At 70.9% G+C, this 26,056-nt stretch carries 27 protein-coding genes; 24 read left to right on the top strand and 3 right to left on the bottom strand.

The features are described from left to right. The first annotated feature begins 4 nt into the window (after positions 1–4). The 21 genes from thrC to OG937_16375 all read left to right on the top strand — a co-directional run bounded on the left by thrC (position 5) and on the right by OG937_16375 (position 21,140). Positions 5–1,093, top strand: coding sequence for a threonine synthase (gene thrC / locus OG937_16475; GenBank protein WUD73173.1), 1,089 nt, complete (start codon positions 5–7; stop codon positions 1,091–1,093). Positions 1,094–1,353: 260 nt separating this feature from the next. Next, on the top strand, positions 1,354–2,277 hold the full coding sequence (thrB, locus tag OG937_16470; GenBank protein ID WUD73172.1) for a homoserine kinase: 924 nt from the start codon (positions 1,354–1,356) through the stop codon (positions 2,275–2,277). 398 nt (positions 2,278–2,675) lie between these two features. Next, positions 2,676–4,607 (top strand): transcription termination factor Rho, encoded by a 1,932-nt coding sequence (rho, locus tag OG937_16465; protein WUD73171.1) that lies wholly within the window; start codon positions 2,676–2,678, stop codon positions 4,605–4,607. Between the two features lie 269 nt (positions 4,608–4,876). Continuing rightward, positions 4,877–6,001: an LCP family protein gene (locus OG937_16460; protein WUD73170.1), complete on the top strand. Its 1,125-nt coding sequence runs from the start codon at positions 4,877–4,879 to the stop codon at positions 5,999–6,001. Positions 6,002–6,124: 123 nt separating this feature from the next. After that, the gene (rpmE, locus tag OG937_16455) at positions 6,125–6,349 is read left to right on the top strand and encodes a 50S ribosomal protein L31 (protein ID WUD73169.1); all 225 of its coding nucleotides are present in this window, start codon (positions 6,125–6,127) and stop codon (positions 6,347–6,349) included. 114 nt (positions 6,350–6,463) lie between these two features. After that, on the top strand, positions 6,464–7,552 hold the full coding sequence (gene prfA, locus OG937_16450; GenBank protein ID WUD73168.1) for a peptide chain release factor 1: 1,089 nt from the start codon (positions 6,464–6,466) through the stop codon (positions 7,550–7,552). Between the two features lie 16 nt (positions 7,553–7,568). Continuing rightward, entirely contained in the window at positions 7,569–8,414 is an 846-nt protein-coding gene (gene prmC, locus OG937_16445) for a peptide chain release factor N(5)-glutamine methyltransferase (GenBank protein WUD73167.1), read from the top strand. A gap of 31 nt (positions 8,415–8,445) precedes the next feature. Further along, positions 8,446–9,093, top strand: a complete 648-nt coding sequence (locus OG937_16440) for an L-threonylcarbamoyladenylate synthase (protein ID WUD73166.1) — start codon at positions 8,446–8,448, stop codon at positions 9,091–9,093. Then, entirely contained in the window at positions 9,090–9,722 is a 633-nt protein-coding gene (locus OG937_16435; GenBank protein ID WUD73165.1) for a protein-tyrosine-phosphatase, read from the top strand. Before OG937_16440 ends, OG937_16435 begins: the two co-directional genes overlap by 4 nt. A gap of 181 nt (positions 9,723–9,903) precedes the next feature. After that, a complete protein-coding gene (locus OG937_16430; GenBank protein WUD73164.1) occupies positions 9,904–11,205 on the top strand; it encodes a serine hydroxymethyltransferase in 1,302 nt (433 codons plus the stop codon). Positions 11,206–11,323: 118 nt separating this feature from the next. After that, complete coding sequence (locus OG937_16425; GenBank protein WUD73163.1) at positions 11,324–12,631, top strand: undecaprenyl/decaprenyl-phosphate alpha-N-acetylglucosaminyl 1-phosphate transferase; 1,308 nt, start codon at positions 11,324–11,326, stop codon at positions 12,629–12,631. A gap of 255 nt (positions 12,632–12,886) precedes the next feature. Further along, positions 12,887–13,300, top strand: a complete 414-nt coding sequence (locus OG937_16420) for a hypothetical protein (GenBank protein ID WUD73162.1) — start codon at positions 12,887–12,889, stop codon at positions 13,298–13,300. A gap of 210 nt (positions 13,301–13,510) precedes the next feature. After that, entirely contained in the window at positions 13,511–14,341 is an 831-nt protein-coding gene (gene atpB / locus OG937_16415; GenBank protein WUD78767.1) for a F0F1 ATP synthase subunit A, read from the top strand. Positions 14,342–14,419: 78 nt separating this feature from the next. Next, complete coding sequence (gene atpE / locus OG937_16410; GenBank protein WUD73161.1) at positions 14,420–14,662, top strand: ATP synthase F0 subunit C; 243 nt, start codon at positions 14,420–14,422, stop codon at positions 14,660–14,662. 44 nt (positions 14,663–14,706) lie between these two features. After that, on the top strand, positions 14,707–15,252 hold the full coding sequence (locus OG937_16405) for a F0F1 ATP synthase subunit B (protein ID WUD73160.1): 546 nt from the start codon (positions 14,707–14,709) through the stop codon (positions 15,250–15,252). Then, positions 15,249–16,064 carry a F0F1 ATP synthase subunit delta gene (locus OG937_16400; protein WUD73159.1) on the top strand — a complete coding sequence of 272 codons (816 nt, stop codon included), beginning with the start codon at positions 15,249–15,251 and terminating at the stop codon, positions 16,062–16,064. Before OG937_16405 ends, OG937_16400 begins: the two co-directional genes overlap by 4 nt. Before the next feature lie 89 nt (positions 16,065–16,153). Then, on the top strand, positions 16,154–17,725 hold the full coding sequence (gene atpA / locus OG937_16395) for a F0F1 ATP synthase subunit alpha (GenBank protein WUD73158.1): 1,572 nt from the start codon (positions 16,154–16,156) through the stop codon (positions 17,723–17,725). Between the two features lie 2 nt (positions 17,726–17,727). After that, the gene (locus OG937_16390) at positions 17,728–18,645 is read left to right on the top strand and encodes a F0F1 ATP synthase subunit gamma (protein ID WUD73157.1); all 918 of its coding nucleotides are present in this window, start codon (positions 17,728–17,730) and stop codon (positions 18,643–18,645) included. Positions 18,646–18,647: 2 nt separating this feature from the next. Further along, positions 18,648–20,090 (top strand): F0F1 ATP synthase subunit beta, encoded by a 1,443-nt coding sequence (atpD, locus tag OG937_16385; GenBank protein ID WUD73156.1) that lies wholly within the window; start codon positions 18,648–18,650, stop codon positions 20,088–20,090. 123 nt (positions 20,091–20,213) lie between these two features. Continuing rightward, positions 20,214–20,594, top strand: a complete 381-nt coding sequence (locus tag OG937_16380) for a F0F1 ATP synthase subunit epsilon (protein WUD78766.1) — start codon at positions 20,214–20,216, stop codon at positions 20,592–20,594. 99 nt (positions 20,595–20,693) lie between these two features. Further along, positions 20,694–21,140: a DUF2550 domain-containing protein gene (locus OG937_16375; GenBank protein WUD73155.1), complete on the top strand. Its 447-nt coding sequence runs from the start codon at positions 20,694–20,696 to the stop codon at positions 21,138–21,140. 46 nt (positions 21,141–21,186) lie between these two features. Here the strand turns inward: OG937_16375 and OG937_16370 are convergent, their stop codons facing one another. Next, entirely contained in the window at positions 21,187–21,837 is a 651-nt protein-coding gene (locus OG937_16370) for a response regulator transcription factor (protein ID WUD73154.1), read from the bottom strand. After that, complete coding sequence (locus OG937_16365) at positions 21,834–23,036, bottom strand: histidine kinase (protein ID WUD73153.1); 1,203 nt, start codon at positions 23,034–23,036, stop codon at positions 21,834–21,836. Before OG937_16365 ends, OG937_16370 begins: the two co-directional genes overlap by 4 nt. A 135-nt stretch (positions 23,037–23,171) precedes the next feature. Between OG937_16365 and OG937_16360 the strand changes: the two genes are divergently transcribed. After that, on the top strand, positions 23,172–23,723 hold the full coding sequence (locus OG937_16360; protein WUD73152.1) for a hypothetical protein: 552 nt from the start codon (positions 23,172–23,174) through the stop codon (positions 23,721–23,723). Positions 23,724–23,733: 10 nt separating this feature from the next. On the opposite strand, the gene OG937_16355 is transcribed toward OG937_16360, so the two are convergent. Next, the gene (locus OG937_16355) at positions 23,734–24,306 is read right to left on the bottom strand and encodes a cob(I)yrinic acid a,c-diamide adenosyltransferase (GenBank protein ID WUD73151.1); all 573 of its coding nucleotides are present in this window, start codon (positions 24,304–24,306) and stop codon (positions 23,734–23,736) included. A 241-nt stretch (positions 24,307–24,547) separates the two neighbouring features. On the opposite strand from OG937_16355, the gene OG937_16350 reads away from it, so the two are divergent. Continuing rightward, positions 24,548–25,396, top strand: coding sequence for a 3-hydroxyacyl-CoA dehydrogenase family protein (locus OG937_16350; GenBank protein WUD73150.1), 849 nt, complete (start codon positions 24,548–24,550; stop codon positions 25,394–25,396). Between the two features lie 189 nt (positions 25,397–25,585). Continuing rightward, positions 25,586–25,909 (top strand): STAS domain-containing protein, encoded by a 324-nt coding sequence (locus tag OG937_16345; GenBank protein WUD73149.1) that lies wholly within the window; start codon positions 25,586–25,588, stop codon positions 25,907–25,909. Positions 25,910–26,056: the final 147 nt, after the last annotated feature.

Here is a 26,056-nt window from a genome sequence, read left to right as displayed (position 1 = left end):
AGCGATGAACGCAGTGTCTGCCGGCCGCGTGCCGGCCACCCACCAGTGGCGCGGCCTCATCGAGGAGTACCGGGAGCGGCTCCCGGTCGGCGCGGCGACCCCCGTGGTCACGCTGCTGGAGGGCGGGACCCCGCTGGTCCCCGCCCAGGTGCTGTCCGAGCGCACGGGCTGCGACGTGTACCTGAAGGTGGAGGGCGCCAACCCCACCGGTTCCTTCAAGGACCGCGGCATGACCATGGCGATCTCCAAGGCGAAGGAGGAGGGCGCGCAGGCGGTCATCTGCGCCTCCACCGGCAACACCTCCGCCTCGGCCGCCGCGTACGCGGTGCGGGCCGGGATGGTGTGCGCCGTCCTGGTGCCGCAGGGCAAGATCGCGCTGGGCAAGATGGGCCAGGCGCTGGTGCACGGGGCGCGCATCCTGCAGGTGGACGGCAACTTCGACGACTGCCTGGACCTCGCCCGCGGCCTGTCCGACAAGTACCCGGTGGCGCTGGTCAATTCGGTGAACCCGGCCCGCATCGAGGGACAGAAGACCGCCGCCTTCGAGATCGTGGACGCGCTCGGCGACGCGCCGGACATCCATGTGCTGCCGGTCGGCAACGCCGGGAACATCACCGCGTACTGGAAGGGCTACCGCGAATACCGTGCGGACGGCGTGTCGACGCGCAATCCGCGCATGTGGGGCTTCCAGGCCTCCGGCGCCGCGCCGATCGTGCTGGGCCATCCGGTGCGCCGGCCGCAGACGATCGCCACCGCGATCCGGATCGGCAATCCGGCGTCGTGGCAGTTCGCCGAGGAGGCGCGGGACGAATCCGGCGGGCTGATCGATTCGGTGACGGACCGTCAGATCCTGGCGGCGTACCGGCTGCTCGCCGCGCAGGAGGGCGTCTTCGTCGAGCCGGCCTCCGCCGCGAGCGTCGCCGGGCTGCTGAAGGCCGCCGAGCAGGGCGCGGTCGACCCGGGCCAGCGGATCGTCTGCACCGTCACCGGCAACGGCCTGAAGGACCCCGACTGGGCGGTCGCCGGCGCGCCGCAGCCCATCACCGTCCCGGTGGACGCCGACACGGCCGCGGACCGGCTCGGGCTGCTCTGATCCCGCGGGACGACAGGGGCGCACGGAACCGCACGCGACACGCATCACGCGCTGTCCGTGCGCCCTATGTCGCAGGAGAACCTTCCTTCGATAGGCTTGCCTCACACCGGCGCCGCCGCACGCCGTTCTGGCCCATGCCATTGGCATCCTCCTCGCGGGATCCCCTTGGTACGGTCCCCCAAGTCCTCGCCGCCGTACGGCAACGATGCCGCGGCATCGCGAGGCAGAAACGCCCTTGAAACAAGGAGAGTCATCGAACGATGGCCGGACCAGCCTTCCGCGCCGCCGCCGTCCGAGTGCGCGTCCCCGCGACCAGCGCCAACCTCGGACCGGGCTTCGACGCCTTCGGCCTGGCGCTCGGACTCTACGACGACGTCGTGGTCCGGGTGGCCGACTCCGGTCTGCACGTCGACATCGCCGGCGAAGGCGCCGACTCGCTCTCCCGCGACGAGAACCACCTGGTCGTACGGTCCCTGCGCACCGCCTTCGACCTGCTCGGCGGTCAGCCGCGCGGCCTGGAGGTCGTGTGCGCCAACCGCATCCCGCACGGCCGCGGCCTCGGTTCCTCCTCCGCCGCCATCTGCGCGGGCATCATGGCCGCCCGCGCGGTGACGATAGGCGGGCAGGAGAAGCTCGACGACGCCGCGCTGCTGGAACTGGCCAACGAGATCGAGGGCCACCCGGACAACGTCGCCGCCTGTCTGCTCGGCGGCTTCACACTGGCCTGGACCGAGGGCGGGGCCGCCCACGCGGTCCGTATGGACCCCTCCGCGTCGGTCGTTCCGGTGGTCTTCGTGCCGGGCAGGCCGGTGCTGACCGAGACCGCCCGGGGGTTGCTGCCGCGCACCGTCCCGCATGTGGACGCCGCGGTCAACGCGGGACGCGCCGCACTCCTGGTCGAGGCCCTCACCCGGCGCCCCGACCTGCTGCTCCCCGCCACCGAGGACCGGCTGCACCAGGAGTACCGGGCGCCCGCGATGCCGGAGAGCACGGCACTGGTGAACCGACTGCGCGCCGAGGGCGTCCCCGCTGTCATCTCGGGTGCGGGACCCACGGTGCTGGCGCTGGCGGACGAGGACACCGCCGACAAGGTCTCCCGGCTGGCGGCCGAGGGGTGGGCGGCGAACCGCCTGGCCCTCGACGCGGCGGGGGCGAGTGTGCTGCCGCTCGCTGTGGGGCAGTGACACGATTGCCGGTCGTAGAGAGGGGGAATGTTTGTTGGATCCGGTAGTGTTAATCTCATTGCTGCACCCGTGGACTCAGGCGCCCGCATGCTGGACCTGTTGTCCCGGTGCCTTGTGTCCCGCATCGGGACCGCCCATTCTTCCGGGAGCCTCCCACACCGCATAGGCAGCCTGCCTGGGCAGTGCCGAGCACGCTCCGGAGACGGCGCGGGTGACGTTTCACCCGAGAGTGAACTCTCACCTCGCCGGTAATTGTGTTTCTTTGCTCCACATCATTTCCTCCGCCATCAGGCGGACCACCGCCCCGGGTCCGGCGTAAGTGATAAGGACCGGATCCGGACAGCACGACCGGTCGCCGAGCCAGACAGGCCGACGTCCGCTCCAGGGAAGGACCCTTCGTGAGCGACACCACCGATCTGATGGGCGTACGCGCAGACAGCCCTGTCGCCGCGTCCGATGCTGCCGCGCCTGCCACCGGTGCTGCCACTGCCCCCGCCGCGCGGCGCCGCCGCGCCGGTACCGGTCTTGACGGCATGGTCCTGGCCGAGCTGCAGCAGCTCGCCTCCGGTCTCGGCATCAAGGGCACCGCGCGGATGCGCAAGAGCCAGCTCATCGAGACCATCAAGGCCGCGCAGGCCGGCAGCGGCGCCAAGGCCACCGCCTCCGAGGGCGCGCCCGCCGCCGAGAAGCCGAAGCGCCGGACCACCTCGCGGACCCGTACGGGTGAATCCGCCGAGGCCGGGAACCAGGGCGCCGAGCAGCAGCCGAAGCAGATCGAGATCCCCGGCCAGCCGGCCGGCGAGAAGACCGCACCCGCGGCCAAGGCCAAGGCGGAGTCCGCCAAGGGCGAGCAGTCCGCCGAGGGTCGTGCCGAGGCCGCCGTGGACAGCGCCGAGGGCAGGTCCGGCGACGCAAAGGGCGGCGACGACCGCCGCGAGAGCCGCCGCGACCGTCAGCGGGACCGTCAGCGCGACCGCCGCAAGGGCGGCGAGGACGGCGGCCAGCAGCGTCAGCAGCAGGGCGGCGGCCCCCAGGGCCAGCAGCAGGGCGGCGGCCCGCAGGGCGGCGGCCACCAGGACGACGACGAGTTCGACGGCAGCGGCCGCCGGCGCCGGGGCCGTTACCGCGACCGCCGCGGGCGGGGCGGCAACCGCCGCGACGACTTCGCGGGTGAGCCGCAGGTCGCCGACGACGACGTCCTGATCCCGGTCGCGGGCATCCTCGACATCCTCGACAACTACGCGTTCATCCGGACCTCCGGCTACCTGCCCGGCCCGAACGACGTGTACGTCTCGCTCGCCCAGGTCCGCAAGAACGGCCTGCGCAAGGGTGACCACGTCACCGGTGCCGTCCGGCAGCCGAAGGACGGCGAGCGCCGCGAGAAGTTCAACGCCCTGGTGCGCCTGGACTCCGTCAACGGCATGGCGCCGGAGAGCGGCCGCGGCCGTCCGGAGTTCGGCAAGCTCACCCCGCTGTACCCGCAGGAGCGGCTGCGGCTGGAGAACGAGCCCGGCCAGCTGATCACCCGGATCATCGACCTGGTCGCCCCGATCGGAAAGGGCCAGCGCGGCCTGATCGTGGCCCCGCCGAAGACCGGTAAGACGATCATCATGCAGGCCATCGCCAACGCGATCACCCGTAACAACCCCGAGTGCCACCTGATGGTCGTCCTCGTCGACGAGCGTCCGGAAGAGGTCACCGACATGCAGCGGTCGGTGAAGGGCGAGGTCATCTCCTCGACCTTCGACCGTCCCGCCGAGGACCACACCACCGTCGCCGAGCTCGCCATCGAGCGCGCCAAGCGGCTGGTGGAGCTGGGCCACGACGTCGTCGTCCTGCTGGACTCCATCACCCGTCTGGGCCGCGCGTACAACCTCGCGGCGCCCGCTTCCGGCCGCATCCTGTCCGGTGGTGTCGACTCGACCGCGCTGTACCCGCCGAAGCGCTTCTTCGGTGCCGCGCGCAACATCGAGGACGGCGGCTCGCTGACCATCCTGGCCACCGCGCTGGTCGAGACCGGCTCGCGCATGGACGAGGTGATCTTCGAGGAGTTCAAGGGCACCGGCAACATGGAGCTCAAGCTCGACCGGAAGCTCGCCGACAAGCGGATCTTCCCCGCGGTGGACGTCGACCCGTCCGGCACCCGCAAGGAGGAGATCCTGCTGGCTCCGGACGAGCTCAACATCACCTGGAAGCTGCGCCGGGTGCTGCACGCGCTCGACTCGCAGCAGGCGATCGAGCTGCTGCTGGACAAGATGAAGCAGACCAAGTCCAACGCCGAGTTCCTGATGCAGATCGCCAAGACCACCCCGGGCGGCAACAACGACTGACGCCCCGGCGTCGGCACGGCCCAGGAGGCCGGTCCCGTCACTTCGGTGACGGGACCGGCCTTCGTCGTCCCCGGCCGCTCGTGCCCGGCCGCTGGTGCCCGCCCGCCGCACCGACCGGATGGCTCTCACCTGCGGCGGATCCGGCGCGTCCCGAGGCGGGGCGCTCCCGGACCCGCTGTCATTGCCCTGTGCGGGCACCCCTCCCGTGCCTGATCGGGCGCGGGAACGGGTACCCCAACCATGAGGAGCCGATCAGGACAGAGGAGCCGATGGCCGATCACGCGGACGACGGACGAGCCGCCCGGCGACGCCGGCGCAGCCCCCGCCGACGGGCCCTGCGGATCACCGCCTGGGTCGTGGCGACGTTCCTCCTGCTGGCCACCACCGCCGTCGGATGCCTCTACCTCAAGCTCAACGGCAACATCAGGGGCATCGACATCAACGCCCTCCTCGGACGCGACCGGCCGGCCGACGTCGACAACGGCTCGATGGACATCCTGGTCCTCGGCTCCGACTCCCGCTCGGGCAGCAACCAGAAGGCCGGTGGCGGCCAGGACGACGGCACGGCCCGCTCCGACACCGCGATGATCGTCCACGTCTACCAGGGGCACCACCGGGCGAGCGTGGTGAGCATCCCCCGCGACACCCTCGTCGACCGCCCGGCCTGCGCCGAGCCCGGCGGCGGCACGGCCCCGCCCCGCCAGGGCGAGATGTTCAACGAGGCGTACTCGATCGGCGGCCCGGCCTGCGCGGTGAAGACGGCCGAGACGATGACCGGCATCCGCATGGACCACTACATCGAGGTCGACTTCGCCGGCTTCCAGCACCTCATCGACGCCCTCGGCGGGGTCACCGTCACCACCAGCCAGGCCATCAGCGACAACCGGAGCCATCTGCACCTGCCGGCCGGCACGCACCACCTCGACGGCAAGCAGGCCCTCGGTCTGGTCCGCACCCGCCACGGGGTGGGGGACGGCAGCGACCTGGGCCGGATAAGGCTGCAGCAGGCCTTCCTCAGCGCCCTGGTGGACCGGGTGAACAGCATCGGGCTACTGAGCTCGCCGACCCGGCTCTACGAGATCGCCGACACCGCCACCGGCGCCATCACCACCGACTCGGAGCTGGCGTCCGTGAAGAAGCTGGTCGGCCTGGGGGAGAGCCTGAAGGACCTGGGCTCCAAGGACATCAACATGGTCACCATGCCGGTGCGCTACGACCCCGCCGACCCCAACCGCGTCCTGCCGATCCCCGACCAGGCCGAGCAGGTCTGGGCCGCGCTACGGGCCGACAAGCCGATCCCCAGGTCCGCCACCAAGGGCTCGGCGGGTGACGACGTCGACACGAACGGTGTGGTCAGGAGCTCCTCGCAGCCGTCCGCGACGGGATCGGAATAGATCGCCGCGGGCCCCGGTTTGGGCAGATGCGGCCAGTGCTGGCAGACTGGTACGTCGGCCCCGGTTCACGTGACGCAAGCCCGCAGCACGACCCGGGACCCTCCCGAACACTAGGAGAATCCCTTGAAGCGCGACATCCACCCGGAGTACGTGGAGACGCAGGTCAGTTGCACCTGCGGCAACTCGTTCACCACCCGCAGCACCGTCACCGAGGGCGTCATCCGCGCCGACGTGTGCTCCGCGTGCCACCCGTTCTACACGGGCAAGCAGAAGATCCTCGACACCGGTGGCCGCGTGGCCCGCTTCGAGGCCCGCTTCGGCAAGGCGGCCGGGTCCGCCAAGAAGTAGCGACCCGAAAGCGCCGGTCCACGGCTGCCCGGATATCCTCCGGCGGCCGGACCGGCGCTTTGTCGTCCCAGGCTGGTTCACCGGCGTTCACCCCTTCCAGAAGCAGGGATCCTGATGTTCGAGGCGGTCGAGGAACTGATCGGCGAGTACGCCGACCTCGAGAAGAAGCTTGCCGACCCGGCGGTCTTCGCCGACCAGGCCAACGCGCGCAAGCTCAACAAGCGCTACGCGGAGCTGACCCCCATCATCGGCACCTACCGCGGCTGGAAGCAGACCGGCGAGGACATCGGCACCGCGCGCGAACTGGCCGCGGACGACCCCGACTTCGCCGCCGAGGTGAAGGAGCTGGAGAAGCAGCGCGAGGAGCTCACCGAGCGCCTGCGGCTGCTGCTCGTCCCGCGTGACCCCAGCGACGACAAGGACGTGATCCTGGAGGTCAAGGCGGGCGAGGGCGGCGAGGAGTCCGCGCTGTTCGCCGGCGACCTCCTGCGCATGTACCTGCGCTACGCCGAGCGCCAGGGCTGGAAGACCGAGATCATCGACGCCAACGCCTCGGACCTCGGCGGCTACAAGGACGTCCAGGTCGCGGTGAAGACCAAGGGCGGCAACGGTGCCACCGAGCCCGGGCAGGGCGTCTGGGCCCGGCTGAAGTACGAGGGGGGCGTGCACCGCGTCCAGCGCGTGCCGGCCACCGAGTCGCAGGGCCGGATCCACACCTCCGCCGCCGGTGTGCTGGTGACCCCCGAGGCCGACGAGGTCGAGGTCGAGGTCAACGCCAACGACCTGCGGATCGACGTCTACCGCTCCTCGGGCCCCGGCGGCCAGTCGGTCAACACCACCGACTCCGCGGTGCGCATCACGCACCTGCCCTCCGGGCTGGTCGTCTCCTGCCAGAACGAGAAGAGCCAGCTGCAGAACAAGGAGTCGGCGATGCGCATCCTGCGCTCCCGGCTGCTGGCCGCCGCGCAGGAGGAGGCCGAGCGCGAGGCCTCCGACGCCCGCCGCAGCCAGGTGCGGACGGTGGACCGCAGCGAGCGCATCCGCACCTACAACTTCCCGGAGAACCGCATCTCCGACCACCGCGTCGGCTTCAAGGCGTACAACTTGGACCAGGTCCTCGACGGAGAACTGGACGCGGTGATCCAGGCGTGTGTCGACGCCGACTCGGCGGCCAAGCTGGCCGCCGCGGGCGACGGAAGCTGAACCGGAGGCGGAGAACGTGAACCTGCTGCTCGCCGAGGTCGCCCAGGCGACCCAGCGGCTGGCCGACGCCGGCGTTCCCTCGCCGCGGTTCGACGCCGAGGAGCTCGCGGCGTACGTGCACGGGGTGAAGCGCGGCGCGCTGCACACCGTCGCCGACGCCGACTTCGACGCGCGCTACTGGGAGGCCGTGGCCCGCCGTGAGGCCCGCGAGCCGCTGCAGCACATCACGGGCCGCGCGTTCTTCCGGTACCTGGAGCTCCAGGTGGGCCCCGGGGTCTTCGTGCCCCGCCCGGAGACCGAGTCGGTCGTCGGGTGGGCCATAGACGCCGTGCGCGCCATGGACGTCGCCGAGCCGCTCATCGTCGACCTGTGCACCGGTTCGGGCGCCATCGCGCTCGCCCTGGCGCAGGAGGTGCCGCGCAGCCGGGTGCACGCGGTGGAGCTGTCCGACGAGGCGCTGGTGTGGGCCCGCAAGAACGTCGAGGGCAGCAAGGTCGACCTGCGGCAGGGCAACGCCCTGGAGGCCTTCCAGGACCTCAACGGCCAGGTGGACCTGGTGATCTCCAACCCGCCCTACATCCCGCTCACCGAATGGGAGCACGTGGCGCCGGAGGCCCGCGACCACGACCCCGAGATGGCGCTGTTCTCCGGTGAGGACGGCCTGGACACCATCCGCGGCATCGAGCGCACCGCGCACCGGCTGCTGCGGCCGGGCGGGGTCGTCGTCATCGAGCACGCCGACACCCAGGGCGGCCAGGTGCCCTGGATCTTCACCGAGGAGGCCGGCTGGGCGGACGCCGCCGACCACCCCGACCTCAACAACCGTCCCCGGTTCACCACTGCCCGCAAGGCGACGCCGTGACCACGGCGCCACACGTCATGGAGGTCTGCTGATGGCACGGCGTTACGACTGCTCGGACGCGACGGACCGGGTTGCCGGACTGCGCGAGGCCGCGTCCGCCGTACGCCGCGGCGAGCTCGTGGTGCTGCCCACCGACACCGTCTACGGGATCGGCGCGGACGCGTTCAACACCGAGGCCGTCGGCGACCTGCTGGAGGCCAAGGGCCGGGGCCGCAACATGCCCTCGCCCGTCCTGGTCGGCTCCCCGAACACCCTGCACGGCCTGGTCACCGACTTCAGCGAGCAGGCCTGGGAGCTGGTCGACGCCTTCTGGCCGGGCGCCCTCACCCTCGTCGCCCGTCACCAGCCGTCGCTCCAGTGGGACCTGGGGGACACCCGCGGCACCGTGGCCGTCCGCATGCCTCTGCACCCGGTCGCCATCGAGCTGCTGACCGAGACCGGCCCGATGGCCGTCTCCAGCGCCAACCTGACCGGTCACCCCTCCCCGCAGGACTGCGACGCGGCGCAGGAGATGCTCGGTGACTCCGTCGCGATCTACCTCGACGGCGGCCCGACGCCCGCGGCCGTGCCGTCCTCGATCGTGGACGTCACCGGCAAGGTGCCCGTCCTGCTGCGGGCGGGTGCGATCAGCGCGGAGCAGCTCCGTGAGGTCGTCCCCGACCTGGAGGTCGGCAATTGACACCGCCCATACCCGGGCAGTGGGATCACGGCGAGCGCCCGTTCCGCATCCTCCACGTCTGCACCGGCAACGTCTGCCGCTCGCCCATGGCCGAGCGGCTGACCCGGCACGAGCTGACGCTGCGGCTCGGTGACGGCGCCGCGGGGATCGTCGTGGAGAGCGCCGGCACCTGGGGGCACGAGGGCTCGCCGATGGAGGCGCACGCCGCCACGGTGCTCGCCGAGTACGCCGCCGACCCCACGGGGTTCCTCGGCCGCGAACTCCTCGACGACCACGTGATCGACGCCGACCTCGTCCTGACCGCCACCCGCGACCACCGCGCCCAGGTGATCTCCATGGGGCACGCGGCGGGGCTGCGCACCTTCACGCTCAAGGAGTTCACCCGGCTGGTGAAGGCGATAGACCCGGCGACGCTGCCGGAGGGCAGCGTGACCGAGCGCGCGCGGTCCCTGGTGCGCGCCGCCGCGGCCCTGCGCGGGTGGCTGCTGGCGCCCACCCCCGACGCGGACGAGGTGTACGACCCGTACGGCGCCCCGCTGACGTTCTTCCGCAGCGTCGGCGAGGAGATCCACGACGCGCTGGACCCCGTCCTGACCGCGCTCACCGGGATGCCGGCGCCCACCGCCTGACCGCCCCGGGCGGAAGGTTTCAGCACGACGCATGCGGCCCTTCGGGGCGGCTGCCGCGGCACGGCGGCGCGGCCCCTGGCGGAAACCCGGCCCCCGGTGGAGCACAACGCGGCGCGAAATGTCCGGAAGGGTGCAACAGTGGCAGGTGAGAACCTTCCCAGCCGCCCCCGGGAGCGCCCCCATGCCCACCGCGGAAGCGTCTTCACCCCACATAGTCACCCCCACGCTCCCGGCCGGGGGCCGCGGCCTCGACGAGCTGCGCGCCCATGACCCCGAGCTGGCCGACATCCTCCTCGGGGAGGCCCAGCGGCAGGCTTCGTGCCTGCAGTTGATCGCGGGCGAGAACTTCACCTCCCCGGCCGTCCTGACGGCGCTCGGCTCGCCGCTCGCCAACAAGTACGCCGAGGGCTACCCCGGTCACCGCCACCACGCCGGGTGCGAGCTGGTGGACCTGGCCGAGCGGCTGGCCGTGGAAAGGGCCACACGGTTGTTCGGAGCCGCGCACGCGAACGTGCAGCCCTACTCCGGCTCCTCGGCCGTGCTGGCCGCCTACGCGGCCCTCCTGGTCCCCGGGGACACGGTCCTGGCGATGTCGCTGGCCCACGGCGGCCACCTCACCCACGGATCCGAGTCGAACTTCTCCGGCCGCTGGTTCCGCTTCGCCGGCTACGGGGTGACGCGGGGCGGGACCTTCGAGGAGGGCGGCCTGATCGACTACGAGCAGTTGCGGGTCCTGGCCCACCGGCACCGCCCGAAGGCGATCGTCTGCGGCGGCATCGCCTACCCCCGGCACATCGACTACGCCGTCTTCCGGGAGATCGCGGACGACGTCGGCGCGTACCTGATCGTGGACGCCGCGCACACGCTCGGCCTGGTCGCCGGCGGGGCCGCCCCCAATCCGGTGCCGTACGCGGACGTGGTGTGCGCCACCACGCACAAGACGCTCCGCGGCCCGCGCGGCGGGCTGGTCCTGTGCGGCGCGGACCTGGCCCAGCGCATCGACCGGGCGGTCTTCCCGTTCTCGCAGGGCGGCCCCCACATGCACGCCGTCGCGGCGAAGGCGGTGGCCCTCGGGGAGGCGGCGCGGCCGGAGTTCGCGCTCTACGCGCACCAGGTCGTCGCCAACGCCCGCACGCTCGCCGGCGCGCTCGCCGCGCGCGGTCTGCGCATCGCGACGGGCGGCACGGACACGCACCTGATCGCCGCCGACGTGTCGGCCCTGGGGGTCACCGGGATGCGTGCCCGCGGGCTGTGCGCGGCCGCCGGGATCGTGCTGGACAAGTACACGCTGCCGTACGACACGGAGCCGTGCGCGGCCGGTTCCGGTATCCGTCTGGGCACCGCGTCGGTGACCACGCAGGGGATGGGCGAGGAGCAGATGCCGCAGGTCGCGGACCTGATCGTGCGGGCGCTGCGGGAGGAGCGGGGACTGGCGGGCGAGGTCGCGGAACTGGTCGAGGGCTTCCCCCCGTACCCCGGCTGAGACGCGCTTCACAGGGGGCGCGGGCCGCCCCCGGGAGTGGTGTGTGCAACCCTGGGTACCCGCTGTGAGTCTTCGTCTGTGTTTACAGTCGCCACCCGGACGCGAATAGGGTGTGGCCGTGCGCGAGTACCTCTTGACCCTCTGCGTGGCAGCCGCCGTGACCTACCTCCTCACGGGGCCGGTACGGAAGTTCGCCATCGCGGCGGGCGCCATGCCCGAGATCCGTGATCGTGACGTCCACCGCGAACCCACGCCACGCCTCGGCGGCATCGCCATGTTCGGCGGTCTGTGCGCGGGCCTGCTGGTGGCGGCCCATCTGACCAACCTCAAGAGCGTCTTCGAGCTCTCCAACGAGCCACGGGCACTGCTCTCCGGCGCCGGGCTGATCTGGCTGCTGGGCGTGCTGGACGACAAGTGGGGCGTGGACGCGCTGATCAAGCTGGGCGCGCAGATGATCGCGGCCGGCGTGATGGTGCTGCAGGGTCTGACCGTGCTGTGGCTGCCGATCCCGGGCAAGGGCATCGTCGCGCTCACACCGGTGCAGTCGACCCTGCTGACCGTGGCCCTGGTCGTGATCACGATCAACGCGGTGAACTTCGTCGACGGACTCGACGGACTCGCGTCCGGAATGGTGTGCATCGCCGCGATCGCGTTCTTCATGTACGCGTACCGCATCTGGTACGGATACGGCATCGAGGCCGCCGCCCCGGCGACCCTGTTCAGCGCGATCCTCATCGGGATGTGCCTGGGTTTCCTGCCGCACAACTTCCACCCCGCCCGGATCTTCATGGGCGACTCGGGCTCGATGCTGATCGGCCTGGTGCTGGCCTCCGGCGCCATCTCGATCACCGGCCAGACCGACCCCGACGCCATCACCAACCTCACCGGCTCGACCCGGGACACCACGCACTTCATGGTGCCGGTCTACATGCCGCTGCTGCTGCCGCTGACGCTCATCGCGATCCCCGCGGCCGACCTGGTGCTGGCCATCGTGCGCCGCACCTGGAACGGGCAGTCGCCGTTCGCCGCCGACCGCGGCCACCTCCACCACCGGCTGCTGGACATCGGCCACTCGCACAGCCGGGCCGTGTGGATCATGTACTTCTGGTCCGCGCTGATCTCCTTTGGCGCGGTCGCCTTCTCGGTCAACTCCTCCAGCCTGTGGATCGTCCTGGGCATCGTGATGCTGAGCGCCATGGGACTGATCGCCCTGCTCATGCCGCGCTTCCGGCCCCGGGCCCCGCGCTGGGCCGAGGCGTTCGTCCCGCCGCGGTACCGCCGTACCCGGGTGGAGGCCGCGCAGGCGGCGCACGCCGCCGCGGCGGCCACGATCGCCTCGGGGGAGGCCCCCGGCGTCAACGGTGCGACCGCGCTCAGCGCACGGTCCCTGGTGGACGCCGGACGGGGCACGGGCACCCGTCCGTAGGCCGGCCGCGCGATAGCACACCCGTGTTGCGGCGTCAGGCAGGCGCCACGCCGGTTACTCCTTCCGTGTGACAGGTCACACACGAACCGGGTAAAGACCTCATCAAATAGTTTGTGATACCGTTCACGAGAACCCGGAGTCAAGCCGAAAGACCCTAGTGCGATGGTCTTCCGGCGTGAGGCATGTCCTCGCTGCCGGGCTACCCTCGTCCTCGACGACCCCTGTACCCCCAACCTCGCCGGAGGAGCTGCCGCCATGCAGTCCAACGACGTCCGAACGCTCCTGAACTGCGCCGTGCCCGCCGCTGCCGCGGGGGTGATCGCGGTGGCTGTGTCCGGCATGCTCGCGGGCGGCAAGGGCGCGATCGGCGCGGGCTTCGGCGCGGTGGTGGTGATCGTGTTCATGGGAATCGGTCTGACGGTGCTTCAGCGCACCGCCCGTTCCTACCCCTCGCTGTTCCAGGCGATGGGCCTGATGCTCTACACCGTGCAGCTGCTGCTCCTCGCCATCGTGCTGGCCGTGTTCAAGAACACGACGCTGTTCGACACCCAGGTGTTCGCCTTCACCCTGCTCGGTACGACCCTGGTGTGGATCGCCGCCCAGGCCCGTGCTCATATGAAGACCAAGATGCTGTACGTGGAGCCCGGATCCGCCGGAACTTCGTCGTGAACAGCAGGGCCGGTGCGGGCGACGTTCCGCTCGTTTGCTATCGTCCGGTCTCAACTGCGGCAGAGCTGGCGCGGGTGGCAGTCATGCCTTCGCAACAGCCCTTCGGCTCAGCGCCCACCCGCCGCCCCCACATCCGTAAGACCAGTCCAGTGCCGTTCCGTGGCCACGTGCCGCGCCGACACGTAGAGGTTGCCGTACCTATGCGTCACGCTGAAGGAGCTCTCGGTGAGTGATGTAACGACGCTCGCCTTCGAGACGAACTGCCACATCTTCGACGGGTGCGGCTTCCCGGCCCCCGGCCTGCACTCCTTCCTCTTCAAGCCGCTGATCGGCGACGCGGACAGCAGCGCCTACTTCAACAAGACGATGCTGCTGGCGCTGCTGGGCAGCATCGTGATCGTCGGCTTCTTCTGGGCTGCCTTCGCCAAGCCGAAGATCGTCCCCGGCAAGCTGCAGATGGTCGCCGAGGCCGGCTACGACTTCGTGCGCCGAGGGATCGTCTACGAGACGATCGGCAAGCGTGACGGCGAGAAGTACGTGCCCTTCATGGTCGCGCTGTTCTTCTTCGTCTGGATCATGAACCTGTGGTCGATCGTGCCGATCGCCCAGTTCCCCGTCACGGCGATCATCAGCTACCCGGCCGCGCTGGCCGCGATCGTCTACGTCACGTGGATGTCGCTGACCTTCAAGAAGCACGGCTTCGTCGGTGGCTGGAAGAACATCACCGGCTACGACAAGAACCTCGGCGCGGTGCTGCCGATGGTCGTCGGCCTGGAGTTCCTCTCCAACGTGATCGTCCGGCCGTTCACGCACGCGGTGCGTCTGTTCGCCAACATGTTCGCGGGTCACGTCCTGCTGCTGCTGTTCACCATCGCCAGCTGGTACCTGCTCAACGGGATCGGCATCGCCTACGCCGGTGTCTCGTTCGTGATGGTCATCGTGATGACCGCCTTCGAGCTCTTCATCCAGGCCGTCCAGGCGTACGTCTTCGTGCTGCTGGCCTGCTCCTACGTCCAGGGCGCGCTCGCCGAGCACCACTGAGCACCCGCGCGACGCACAGCCCCCCGATTGTCCGGTGGCCAACCCCCACCGGTCCGTGAAAGAGAAGGAAGAAACAGCATGTCCGCTGTGAACCTCGCCGCCACCCAGATCCTCGGCAACCTGGGCTCCATCGGCTACGGCCTCGCGGCCATCGGCCCCGGCGTCGGCATCGGCATCATCTTCGGCAACGGTACGCAGGCCCTCGCCCGCCAGCCCGAGGCCGCCGGCCTGATCCGCGCCAACCAGATCCTCGGCTTCGCCTTCTGTGAGGCGCTCGCGCTGATCGGTCTGGTCATGCCGTTCGTCTACCCGACCTCCTGAGTCCGGGCTGACGAGACCAACCCCTTTCGACGGAAGGCACTGATGTGAACGCCCTGGCACAGCTGGCGGCCGAGGAGGCGGAGAACCCCCTCATCCCGCCGATCCCAGAGCTCGTCATCGGTCTCATCGCCTTCGCCATCGTCTTCTTCTTCCTCGCCAAGAAGCTCCTCCCGAACATCAACAAGGTTCTGGACGAGCGGCGCGAGGCCATCGAGGGCGGCATGGAGAAGGCCGAGGCCGCACAGGCCGAGGCTCAGCGGACCCTCGAGGAGTACAAGCAGTCGCTCTCCGAGGCCCGCCACGAGGCCGCGCGTCTGCGCCAGGAGGCGCAGGAGCAGGGCGCCGCGCTCATCGCCGAGATGCGTGCGGAAGGCCAGCGGCAGCGTGAGGAGATCATCGCCGCCGGTCACGCCCAGATCGAGGCCGACCGCCGGTCCGCCGCGCACGCCCTGCGCCAGGACGTCGGCAAGCTCGCCACCGACCTGGCCGGCAAGATCGTCGGTGAGTCCCTCGAGGACACCGCCCGCCAGAGCCGCGTGATCGACCGCTTCCTCGACGAGCTCGAGGAGAAGGCCGAGGCCGCGCGATGAACGGAGCGAGCCGCGAGGCACTGGCCACCGCGCGCGAGCGCCTCGACGCGCTGGCGGACAACACGTCCGTCGACGCGGCGAAGCTCGCCGAGGAGCTGGCCGCCGTCACGGGGCTGCTCGACCGCGAGGGTTCGCTGCGCCGCGCCTTGACCGACCCCGCGCAGCAGGGAGAGGCCAAGGCGGGTCTGGCGCAGGCGGTCCTCGGCGGGCAGATCGGCGGCGAGACGGCCGACCTGGTCTCGGGCATGGTCCGCAGCCGCTGGTCGCAGTCGCGTGATCTGACCGACGCGCTGGAGGAGCTGTCCTACGGCGCCGACCTGATCGCCGCGGAGCGTGCGGGCGTCCTCGACGACGTCGAGGACGAGCTGTTCCGCTTCGGCCGCATCGTCTCCGGCAGCAGCGAGCTGCGGGCGGCGCTGACCGACCGCGCCGCGGGGACCCAGGCCAAGGCGGCCCTGCTGCACTCGCTGCTGGGCGGCCGCGCCAACCCGGTCACCGAGCGGATCGTGGTCCGTCTCGTGACCCACCCGCGAGGCCGTAGCCTGGAGGCAGGGATCGACGCCCTGTCCAAGCTGGCGGCGGCGCGCCGCAACCGCACGGTTGCGGTCGTGGTCTCGGCGGTTCCGCTGAGCGACCGGCAGAAGCAGCGCCTCGGCGCCGCGCTGGCCACGATCTACGGCCGGCAGGTGCACCTGAACCTCGACGTGGACCCCGCGGTCCGCGGCGGCATCTCGGTTCGGGTCGGCGACGAGGTCATCGACGGGACCATCGCGGACCGCCTCGAAGAGGCGAGTCGGCGGATGGCCGGCTGAACCAGCCACCAACTCAAAGAGCAGTACCAGCGGCCCGAGTTGGGCCGTAGCGAATACTTCGGGCCCAACAAGGAGAGCAGGGAACCCAGATGGCGGAGCTCACGATCCGGCCGGAGGAGATCCGGGACGCGCTGGAGAACTTCGTCCAGTCGTACAAGCCGGACGCGGCCTCGCGCGAGGAGGTCGGAACGGTCAGCCTGGCCGGCGACGGTATCGCCAAGGTCGAGGGTCTGCCCTCGGTCATGGCGAACGAGCTGCTGAAGTTCGAGGACGGCACCCTCGGTCTCGCCCTCAACCTCGAGGAGCGCGAGATCGGTGCGATCGTCCTCGGCGAGTTCAGCGGCATCGAGGAGGGCCAGCCGGTGCAGCGCACCGGTGAGGTGCTCTCCGTCGCGGTCGGCGAGGGATACCTGGGTCGCGTCGTCGACCCGCTCGGCAACCCGATCGACGGCCTCGGCGAGATCGAGACCGACGGCCGCCGCGCCCTGGAGCTCCAGGCTCCCGGCGTCATGGCCCGTAAGTCCGTGCACGAGCCGATGCAGACCGGCCTCAAGGCCGTCGACGCGATGACCCCGATCGGCCGCGGTCAGCGTCAGCTGATCATCGGCGACCGCCAGACCGGCAAGACCGCCCTGGCGATCGACACGATCATCAACCAGCGTGACAACTGGCGTTCCGGCGACCCCAAGAAGCAGGTCCGCTGCATCTACGTCGCCATCGGCCAGAAGGGCTCCACCATCGCCGGCGTGCGCGCCGCGCTGGAGGAGGCCGGCGCCTTGGAGTACACCACGATCGTGGCGGCCCCGGCGTCCGACCCGGCCGGCTTCAAGTACCTCGCCCCGTACACCGGCTCGGCCATCGGCCAGCACTGGATGTACGACGGCAAGCACGTCCTGATCGTCTTCGACGACCTGTCCAAGCAGGCCGACGCCTACCGCGCCGTCTCCCTGCTGCTGCGCCGCCCGCCGGGCCGTGAGGCCTACCCGGGTGACGTCTTCTACCTGCACTCGCGCCTGCTGGAGCGCTGCGCCAAGCTTTCCGACGAGCTGGGCGCCGGCTCGATGACCGGTCTGCCGGTCGTCGAGACCAAGGCCAACGACGTCTCGGCGTTCATCCCGACCAACGTCATCTCCATCACCGACGGCCAGTGCTTCCTGGAGTCCGACCTGTTCAACGCGGGCCAGCGCCCGGCACTGAACGTCGGTATCTCGGTCTCCCGAGTCGGTGGCTCGGCGCAGATCAAGGCCATGAAGTCGGTCGCCGGCCGACTGCGCGTGGACCTCGCCCAGTACCGCGAGCTGGAGGCGTTCGCCGCCTTCGGTTCCGACCTGGACGCGGCCTCCAAGGCGCAGCTGGAGCGCGGCAAGCGCATGGTCGAGCTGCTGAAGCAGGGCCAGTACGCCCCGTTCCCGATCGAGGACCAGGTCGTCTCCATCTGGGCCGGCACCACCGGCAAGCTGGACGACGTGCCCGTCGAGGACATCCGCCGCTTCGAGCGCGAGCTGCTGGACTACCTCCGCCGCGAGAAGAAGGACCTCCTGCTGAGCATCGCCGAGACCGGCAAGCTTGGCGACGACACGGTCGAGGCCCTGACCGACGCGGTCGCGGAGTTCAAGAAGCAGTTCGAGACCTCGGACGGCAAGCTGCTGGGTGAGGGCTGAGCATGGGCGCCCAGCTTCGGGTATACAAGCGCCGCATCAAGTCCGTCACCGCGACCAAGAAGATCACGAAGGCGATGGAGATGATCTCCGCGTCCCGGATCGTCAAGGCCCAGCGCCAGGTCCACGCCTCGTCCCCGTACGCCGACGAACTCACCCGCGCGGTGGCCGCGGTCGCGACCGGTTCGAACACGAACCACCCGCTGACCACGGAGACCGAGAACCCGACGCGCGCCGCGGTGCTGCTCATCACGAGCGACCGCGGTCTGGCCGGCGGCTACTCGTCCAACGCGATCAAGGCCGCCGACCGGCTCACCGAGCAGCTGCGCTCGGAGGGCAAGGAGGTCGTCCACTACATCGTCGGCCGCAAGGGCGTGGCGTACTACGGCTTCCGTGAGCGCGCGATCGAGGACTCGTGGACCGGGTTCACCGACAAGCCGACGTACGCGGACGCCAAGTCGGTCGCCGACCCGCTGATCGAGGTGGTCCTCAAGGACACCGCCGAGGGCGGCGTGGACGAGCTGCACATCATCTTCACGGAGTTCGTGTCGATGCTGACGCAGGCGCCGGTGGAGAAGCGGCTGCTGCCGCTCTCGCTCGTCGACGCCACCGGTGGCGAGGCCCGCAAGGAGGGGGAGATCCTCCCCCTGTACGACTTCGAGCCGTCGGCTGAGGGCGTCCTGGACGCGCTGCTGCCGCGGTACGTCGAGAGCCGGATCTACAACGCGCTGCTGCAGGGTGCCGCTTCCGAGCACGCCGCCCGCCGCCGCGCGATGAAGTCGGCGACCGACAACGCCGAGGAGCTCATCAAGACGCTCACGCGGCTTGCCAACCAGGCCCGCCAGGCCGAAATCACCCAGGAAATCAGCGAGATCGTCGGTGGCTCCAGCGCCCTGGCCGACGCGTCTGCGGGGAGTGACTAATCATGACCACCACTGTTGAGACGGCCGCTGCCACGGGCCGCGTCGCCCGGGTCATCGGCCCGGTCGTCGACGTGGAGTTCCCCGTCGACGCCATGCCGGAGATCTACAACGCCCTCACCGTCGAGGTCTCCGACCCGGCCGAGGCCGGCAAGAAGAAGACGCTGACCCTCGAGGTCGCCCAGCACCTGGGCGACGGCGTGGTCCGCGCGATCTCGATGCAGCCCACCGACGGTCTGGTCCGCCAGGCCTCGGTGACCGACACGGGCACGGGCATCACCGTCCCGGTCGGCGACTTCACCAAGGGCAAGGTGTTCAACACCCTCGGTGAGGTGCTGAACGTCCCCGAGGAGAACGCCAACGTCGGCGAGCGCTGGACGATCCACCGCAAGGCGCCGAAGTTCGAGGATCTCGAGTCCAAGACCGAGATGTTCGAGACCGGCCTGAAGGTCGTCGACCTGCTGACCCCGTACGTCAAGGGCGGCAAGATCGGTCTGTTCGGCGGCGCGGGTGTCGGCAAGACCGTCCTCATCCAGGAAATGATCATGCGTGTGGCGAAGCTGCACGAGGGCGTTTCCGTGTTCGCCGGCGTCGGCGAGCGCACCCGTGAGGGCAACGACCTGATCCAGGAGATGGAGGAGTCCGGCGTCCTGGACAAGACCGCCCTGGTCTTCGGCCAGATGGACGAGCCCCCGGGCACCCGTCTGCGCGTGGCGCTGGCCGGTCTGACCATGGCGGAGTACTTCCGCGATGTGCAGAAGCAGGACGTGCTGTTCTTCATCGACAACATCTTCCGCTTCACCCAGGCCGGTTCCGAGGTCTCCACGCTGCTCGGCCGCATGCCCTCCGCGGTGGGTTACCAGCCGAACCTCGCGGACGAGATGGGCCTCCTCCAGGAGCGCATCACCTCGACCCGTGGTCACTCGATCACCTCGATGCAGGCGATCTACGTCCCCGCGGACGACCTGACCGACCCGGCGCCGGCGACCACCTTCGCCCACCTGGACGCGACGACCGTTCTGTCCCGTCCGATCTCGGAGAAGGGCATCTACCCGGCGGTGGACCCGCTGGACTCGACGTCCCGCATCCTGGACCCCCGCTACATCGCGGCGGACCACTACGAGTGCGCCATGCGCGTCAAGGGGATCCTGCAGAAGTACAAGGACCTCCAGGACATCATCGCGATCCTCGGTATCGACGAGCTGGGCGAGGAGGACAAGCTCACCGTCCACCGCGCCCGCCGCATCGAGCGCTTCCTGTCGCAGAACACCCACGCGGCGAAGCAGTTCACCGGCATCGACGGCTCCGACGTCCCGCTGGACGAGTCGATCTCCGCGTTCAACGCCATCGCCGACGGAAAGTACGACCACTTCCCTGAGCAGGCGTTCTTCATGTGCGGTGGCATCGAGGACCTCGAGCGCAACGCCCGCGAGCTCGGCGTCAGCTGACGCCCGTCGCCTGACGGCTCACCGTGGCAGGGGGCGGACCCTGTGTCCGCCCCCTTGCCGCACCCCCGTTATCCTTTGTTTTATGCACCCGCCGGACGGCGGTGGGTGCCGACCCGAGGAGCCATCTTGGCTGAGCTGCACGTCGAGCTGGTCGCAGCGGACCGCAGTGTCTGGTCCGGCGAGGCCACACTTGTCGTCGCACGCACCGAGTCCGGCGACATCGGCGTCATGCCGAACCACGAGCCGCTGCTGGGCGTGCTCCAGTCCGGTCCGGTGACGATCCGCACCAGCGAGGGCGGCACCGTCGTCGCCGCGGTGCACGGCGGTTTCATCTCCTTCGCGGACAACAAGCTGTCGGTGCTCGCGGAGATCGCCGAGCTCGCCGACGAGATCGACGTCCAGCGTGCGGAGCGGGCTCTGGAGCGTGCGAAGGCCGACGCCGACGCCGCCAGTGAGCGCCGCGCCGAGGTCCGGCTGATCGCCGCGACCAGCGGGTCGCGCTGAGCACCCGGCCCACCGGGCCATGAGCCGCGGGAGGCCCGTGAGGGTGTCCCGCGGCTGCAGTATCCCTATTCGTGACACGGAGCGAGGAGGTCGGTGGGCGTGATCCTCGCTTTTCAGGTGTGCGGGGCCCTGGTGGCGGTGGCGCTGCTGGGGCTGTTCGTCTTCGGGCTGCGGCGCCGGCTGATCCAGCGGCCCGGCGGCACGTTCGACTGCAGCCTGCGGATGCCGCCCACCGGCGCCGGTGAACCCTCCGGCAAGGGCTGGGCGTACGGCGTCGCCCGCTACAGCGGTGACCGGATCGAGTGGTTCCGGGTCTTCTCGTACGCGCCCCGGCCGCGCCGGGTGCTGGAGCGCTCCGCCATCGAGGTGCTGCATCGCCGCGTCCCGGAGGGGCAGGAGGAGCTGGCGCTCCTCTCCGACTCCGTCATCCTGGTCTGCGAGCACCGCGGCACCCGTCTGGAACTCGCCATGAGCGACGACGCCCTCACCGGCTTCCTCGCCTGGCTCGAGGCCGCCCCTCCCGGCCAGCGGGTCAACGTAGCCTGACAGTCCGTTCCCCCCGCTGGTTGGGGGTCCCCCGGTCCCGCCGGCCCTAGGGCCGTACGGACAGCCCCCATTCCTGTGCGAGCACCGCGGCCTGCACGCGGCTGCGCAGCTCCAGCTTGGCCAGCATCCGGCTGACGTGCGTCTTCGCCGTGGCCTCCGCCATCTCCAGCCGCGCCGCGATCTCCGCGTTGGACAGGCCCTCGCCCACGCAGACCAGCACCTCCCGCTCCCGTGGCGTCAGCGCGCCGAGCACGGCGTGGTCGGCCGCCGGACGCGGCCGCGGGCGGGCGAACTCGCCGATCAGCCGGCGGGTCACCGCGGGCGCGATCATCCCCTCGCCGCGGGCCACCAGCCGTACGCCCTCGATCAGCCGGTCCGCCTCGGTGTCCTTCAGCAGGAATCCCGCGGCTCCCGCCCGCAGCGCGCCGAAGACGTACTCGTCCAGGTCGAAGGTGGTGAGGACGAGCACGTCCGCCAGCCGCTCCGCGACGATCTCCCGGGTCGCGGCGACCCCGTCCAGCCGGGGCATCTGGAGGTCCATGAGGATCACGTCCGGGCGCAGCTCACGGGCGACGCGGACCGCGGCCTCCCCGTCGGCCGCCTCGCCGACCACCTCGATGTCCGGGACCGAGCCCAGGATCAGGACCAGCCCCGCCCGTACCGCGGCCTGGTCCTCGGCGACGACCACCCGGATCATGCGTTCCCCTTCATGGGCAGTACCGCCCTTACCCGCCATGTCGTGCCCTCCCGGCCCGCCTCGAAGGTGCCGCCCAGCAGCTCGGCGCGTTCCCGCATCCCGATCAGGCCGCTGCCGGAGCCGGGGGCCCGGGGGTCCGGCCGGTGCCCCGGGCCGCCGATCCGGCAGGGGCTCGCCACGGTCACCGTCAGCGCCTCGCCCTCCTGCTCCAGCATGACGGGCACCTCGCCGGGCGCCGCGTGCTTCAGGACGTTGGTCAAGGACTCCTGCACGATCCGGTAGGCCGCCAGCTCCACCGGCGCGGGCAGCGAGGCGGCGCCCTCGGGGCGCCCGTCGCGCAGTACGAAGGCCGAGTGCGGGGCCGCCGCGCGCATCTGCTCCAGGAGCGCGTCCAGGCCGGCCAGCCGCGGGACGGGGGCCGGCTCCCCGTCCTCGCCCGCCGAGTCGCGCAGCAGCCCGATGAGCCGGCGCATCTCGGACAGGCCCTCGACGCTGTTCTCGCGGATCACCGCCAGCGCCTCGCGGGCCGGGCCCTCGTGGCGGTCCAGGGACAGCGCGGCGGTGGAGTGGATGGCGATCGCGGAGACGTGGCCCGCCACCACGTCGTGCAGTTCGCGGGCCATCCGGGCCCGCTCGCGGCCCACCGCCTCCCGGCGGTCCAGCTCGGCGAGCAGCGCGGTCTGCTCCGCGCGCAGCCGTTCGTGGGCGGCCTCGTCGCGGTGTCGCCGCACCACCACGCCCGTCCAGGCGGGGGCGACCGAGACCAGGGCACCGACCACACCGATCAGCAGGGACTCGGCGACCGGGTGCACCGCCACGGCGGTGACGGTGAGCGCGGCCGTGCCGAGCACGCTGACGACCGGCACGACCCGGGTCAGCCGCTTCGGCCCGTACAGGACGGCGGCGTACACGAGGTCGGTGAACATCAGCACGGTCACCAGCAGCGAGCCGATCACGAAGTCCGCGCAGAAGGTGAGCGCGCCGAGGACGATCGCGACGCGGGGCGCGGTCCGCCGCAGCAGTTCGCATCCGGCCATGACCACCAGCGGGAGCAGCGGCAGCCAGCGGTGGTCGCCCGCCGGATGGTTCCCGGAGTGGGTGTACAGCCCGAACGCCCACATCGCGAGGCCGCCCGCGAACCCCGACACGGCGATCAGCACGTCGTCGCGGTGCGCGCGCCGGGCGGCGGTGGTCGTCATGGGCCCATCCCAGCACGCGGCGCGGACGGTGCGCGTCGGCCGGTGGTCGGACCCGGCGCGTACACCGAAGGATGCAGCCGGGTCTCATCAGCGCCGACGACGCGCCCCACGGCGGCCGCGGGGGAGCCTTGCGGCATGTTGGTGACCCTGATCGTCGGGTGCGAGATCGCCTTCTGGGTGCTGCTCGGCGCCGGGCTGGCGGTGCGCTACCTGCTGCGCCGGCCCCGGGCGGGCGCAGCGCTGCTGGTGTGCGTGCCCCTGGTGGACCTGGTGCTGCTGGCCGCGGCGGCGGCCGACCTGCGCGACGGTGGCACGGCCGCCGCCCGGCACGGTCTGGCCGCCGCGTACGTCGGCTTCTGCGCCGGCTACGGCCACTGCGTCGTCCGCTGGGCCGACGCCCGCTTCGCACACCGCTTCGCGGGGGGTCCCAAGCCGCCGCAGGCGCCGAAGTACGGCAGGGCCCGGGCCCTGCACGAGTGGCGGCTGCTCGGCCGTACCGCGGTGTCCGCCGCGGTCGCGGCCGCCCTGCTGCAACTGGCCGTCCGGCTCGTCGCGGACGCCGGACGCACGGCCGCCCTGGGGGAGTGGCAGGTGCGGATGGTGGCGACGACAGGGATCCACGCGGTCGTCGCGGCGAGCTACACGCTGTGGCCCAAGAGGGAGCCGGCCGCCTCGCCGCGCGCCTGAGCGGGCGGGGTCAGCGGTTCTCGCCGGGCACCCACAGCACGTCGCCGACCTCCTTGTTGGCCGTACGGGCCAGGATGAACAGCAGGTCGGACAGCCGGTTGAGGTAGGTGGCGGTGAGCGGGTTCATCGTCCCGCCGTGTTCCTCCAGCGCGGCCCACGTGGACCGCTCGGCGCGGCGGACGACCGTGCACGCCTGGTGGAGCAGCGCGGCGCCCGGGGTGCCGCCCGGCAGGATGAAGCTGCGCAGCTTCTCCAGTTCCTCCAGGAAGCGGTCGCAGTCCGCCTCCAGCCGGTCCACGTAGGTCTGCTCGACGCGCAGCGGCGGGTACTTGGGGTCGGGGACGACGGGCGTCGCGAGGTCGGCGCCGACGTCGAAGAGGTCGTTCTGGACCCGTACGAGGACGGTCACGACCTCCTGCGGGAGCGCGCCGACGGCGATCGCCACGCCGATCGCCGCGTTCGCCTCATTGGCGTCCGCGTAGGCCGAGATGCGGCTGTCGGTCTTGGCCGTACGGCTCATGTCGCCGAGGGCGGTGGTGCCGTCGTCCCCGGTCCGCGTGTAGATGCGCGTCAGATTGACCATGTGTCGAGCGTAGTCAGGCCGCGCCCGGCGCGCGCCCCGCGACGGGCCCGCGGCGGGGGAGGCGGATGCGGACTCCGGGGGCGGTCCCGGTCAAACTGGACGCGGTGCGCCAGCAACTGGGCGCCGGGGCCCTCAACTGTGCGACGAAGGACACAGGGTGACCCGCCTCTCTTCCTGCTGCGCTCCGCTGTGAAGCGACGTTAAGGTCCCGGCAACAGCATCGAGAAGATAGGTGTGTGCCGTGGCGAAGAAGCTCGCCGTCATCGGAGCCGGCCTGATGGGCTCCGGCATCGCGCAGGTGTCCGCACAGGCGGGTTACGAGGTCGTCCTGCGTGACATCACGGACGAGGCGCTGGCCAGGGGCAAGGGCGGGATCGAGGCGTCCTACGAGAAGTTCGTCGCCAAGGGCAAGCTCACCGCGCAGGACGCGGCCGCCGCGCTCGCGCGCATCACCACCACCACCGACCTGGACGCGGCCGCCGACGCCGACATCGTCGTCGAGGCCGTCTTCGAGAAGATCGAGGTCAAGCAGGAGATCTTCCGCGCGCTGGACAAGATCGCCAAGGCGGACGCGGTGCTGGCCTCCAACACCTCCGCCATCCCGATCACCAAGATCGCGGCGGTGACGGAGCGCCCGGAGAACGTGGTCGGCACCCACTTCTTCTCGCCGGTCCCGCTCATGCAGCTGTGCGAGCTGGTCCGCGGCTACAAGACCGGCGACGCGACCCTGGCGCGCGCCAAGGCCTTCGCCGAGGAGATCGGCAAGGCGACCATCGTCGTCAACCGGGACGTGGCCGGCTTCGTCACCACCCGGCTGATCGCGGCGCTGGTCGTCGAGGCCACCAAGCTCTACGAGTCGGGCGTCGCCACGGCCGAGGACATCGACATCGCCTGCAAGCTCGGTTTCGGCCACGCGATGGGCCCGCTGGCGACCGCCGACCTCACCGGCGTCGACATCCTGCTGCACGCCGCCGACAACATCTACACCGAGTCCCAGGACGAGAAGTTCGCCCCGCCGGAGCTCATGCGGCGCATGGTCGACGCGGGCGCGCTCGGCCGCAAGAGCGGCGAGGGCTTCTACCGGTACTGACGGAGCGTCAACCGGAAGGGCCCAGTCCGGTGCGGATGGCCGGAGGACTGGGCCCCTCGGACCTCTCCTGTCACTCGCAAGGGTGAATTCGGTATCGGTTCGCTCACAGACGGCAACCTCTTCGTACGACGGACCGTCAGTTACGTAGAACCACGGCAGTTCCACCCATTCACTCCACGGGGAGGCGTAATGCACATCAGGGGCGATCACGCCGAGCTGGTCGTCGGGGGCCGCCTCGACGTCCGCACCGCGGCGGACGCCCGCAAGGTCCTGCACAGCGCCGTGGACGGCGGCCACGGCGACCTCGTGCTCGACCTGACCGAACTCGACTCGTGGGACGCGACGGGTCTGGGGGTCATCATGGGGGCGCACCGCCGCTGCGGCCGGGCCGACCGGCGCCTGGTCCTGCGGGGCGTGCCCGCGCAGATGCAGCGCCTGCTGGTCGCCACGCGGCTGCACCGCATCCTGGTCATCGAGGGGGGAATCGCGGCAGAAGCACTGCCGCGGACCTAGCGCACCCACCGGGCGCGCCGATACGGAAGCGGCAAGCCCGGACAGATTCGGACGCAAGGGCGGCATGGCCGCCCTGGGCTTCGCACAGACTGCGGGAAGGTTTAGGGTTCGGTTCCGGCGTGCCTCAACCCCGTACGCCGAGGACGG

This window comes from Streptomyces sp. NBC_00510 (genome assembly GCA_036013505.1).
Taxonomy (GTDB): domain Bacteria; phylum Actinomycetota; class Actinomycetes; order Streptomycetales; family Streptomycetaceae; genus Actinacidiphila.
Note: the sequence above shows the minus strand (reverse complement) of the source record. Positions and strands in the feature narration are given on the sequence as shown.

What these genes read in the sequence shown, in the direction of transcription:
- atpD (WUD73156.1), top strand. Translation starts at nt 18,648, where the DNA reads ATGACCACCACTGTTGAGACGGCCGCTGCCACGGGCCGCGTCGCCCGG.
- OG937_16420 (WUD73162.1), top strand. Translation starts at nt 12,887, where the DNA reads ATGCAGTCCAACGACGTCCGAACGCTCCTGAACTGCGCCGTGCCCGCC.
- OG937_16390 (WUD73157.1), top strand. Translation starts at nt 17,728, where the DNA reads ATGGGCGCCCAGCTTCGGGTATACAAGCGCCGCATCAAGTCCGTCACC.
- OG937_16360 (WUD73152.1), top strand. Translation starts at nt 23,172, where the DNA reads ATGTTGGTGACCCTGATCGTCGGGTGCGAGATCGCCTTCTGGGTGCTG.
- OG937_16430 (WUD73164.1), top strand. Translation starts at nt 9,904, where the DNA reads ATGCCCACCGCGGAAGCGTCTTCACCCCACATAGTCACCCCCACGCTC.
- OG937_16365 (WUD73153.1), bottom strand. Translation starts at nt 23,036, where the DNA reads ATGACGACCACCGCCGCCCGGCGCGCGCACCGCGACGACGTGCTGATC.
- OG937_16355 (WUD73151.1), bottom strand. Translation starts at nt 24,306, where the DNA reads ATGGTCAATCTGACGCGCATCTACACGCGGACCGGGGACGACGGCACC.
- atpE (WUD73161.1), top strand. Translation starts at nt 14,420, where the DNA reads ATGTCCGCTGTGAACCTCGCCGCCACCCAGATCCTCGGCAACCTGGGC.
- OG937_16370 (WUD73154.1), bottom strand. Translation starts at nt 21,837, where the DNA reads ATGATCCGGGTGGTCGTCGCCGAGGACCAGGCCGCGGTACGGGCGGGG.
- atpA (WUD73158.1), top strand. Translation starts at nt 16,154, where the DNA reads ATGGCGGAGCTCACGATCCGGCCGGAGGAGATCCGGGACGCGCTGGAG.
- OG937_16460 (WUD73170.1), top strand. Translation starts at nt 4,877, where the DNA reads ATGGCCGATCACGCGGACGACGGACGAGCCGCCCGGCGACGCCGGCGC.
- thrC (WUD73173.1), top strand. Translation starts at nt 5, where the DNA reads ATGAACGCAGTGTCTGCCGGCCGCGTGCCGGCCACCCACCAGTGGCGC.
- OG937_16345 (WUD73149.1), top strand. Translation starts at nt 25,586, where the DNA reads ATGCACATCAGGGGCGATCACGCCGAGCTGGTCGTCGGGGGCCGCCTC.
- thrB (WUD73172.1), top strand. Translation starts at nt 1,354, where the DNA reads ATGGCCGGACCAGCCTTCCGCGCCGCCGCCGTCCGAGTGCGCGTCCCC.
- OG937_16440 (WUD73166.1), top strand. Translation starts at nt 8,446, where the DNA reads ATGGCACGGCGTTACGACTGCTCGGACGCGACGGACCGGGTTGCCGGA.
- OG937_16400 (WUD73159.1), top strand. Translation starts at nt 15,249, where the DNA reads ATGAACGGAGCGAGCCGCGAGGCACTGGCCACCGCGCGCGAGCGCCTC.
- prfA (WUD73168.1), top strand. Translation starts at nt 6,464, where the DNA reads ATGTTCGAGGCGGTCGAGGAACTGATCGGCGAGTACGCCGACCTCGAG.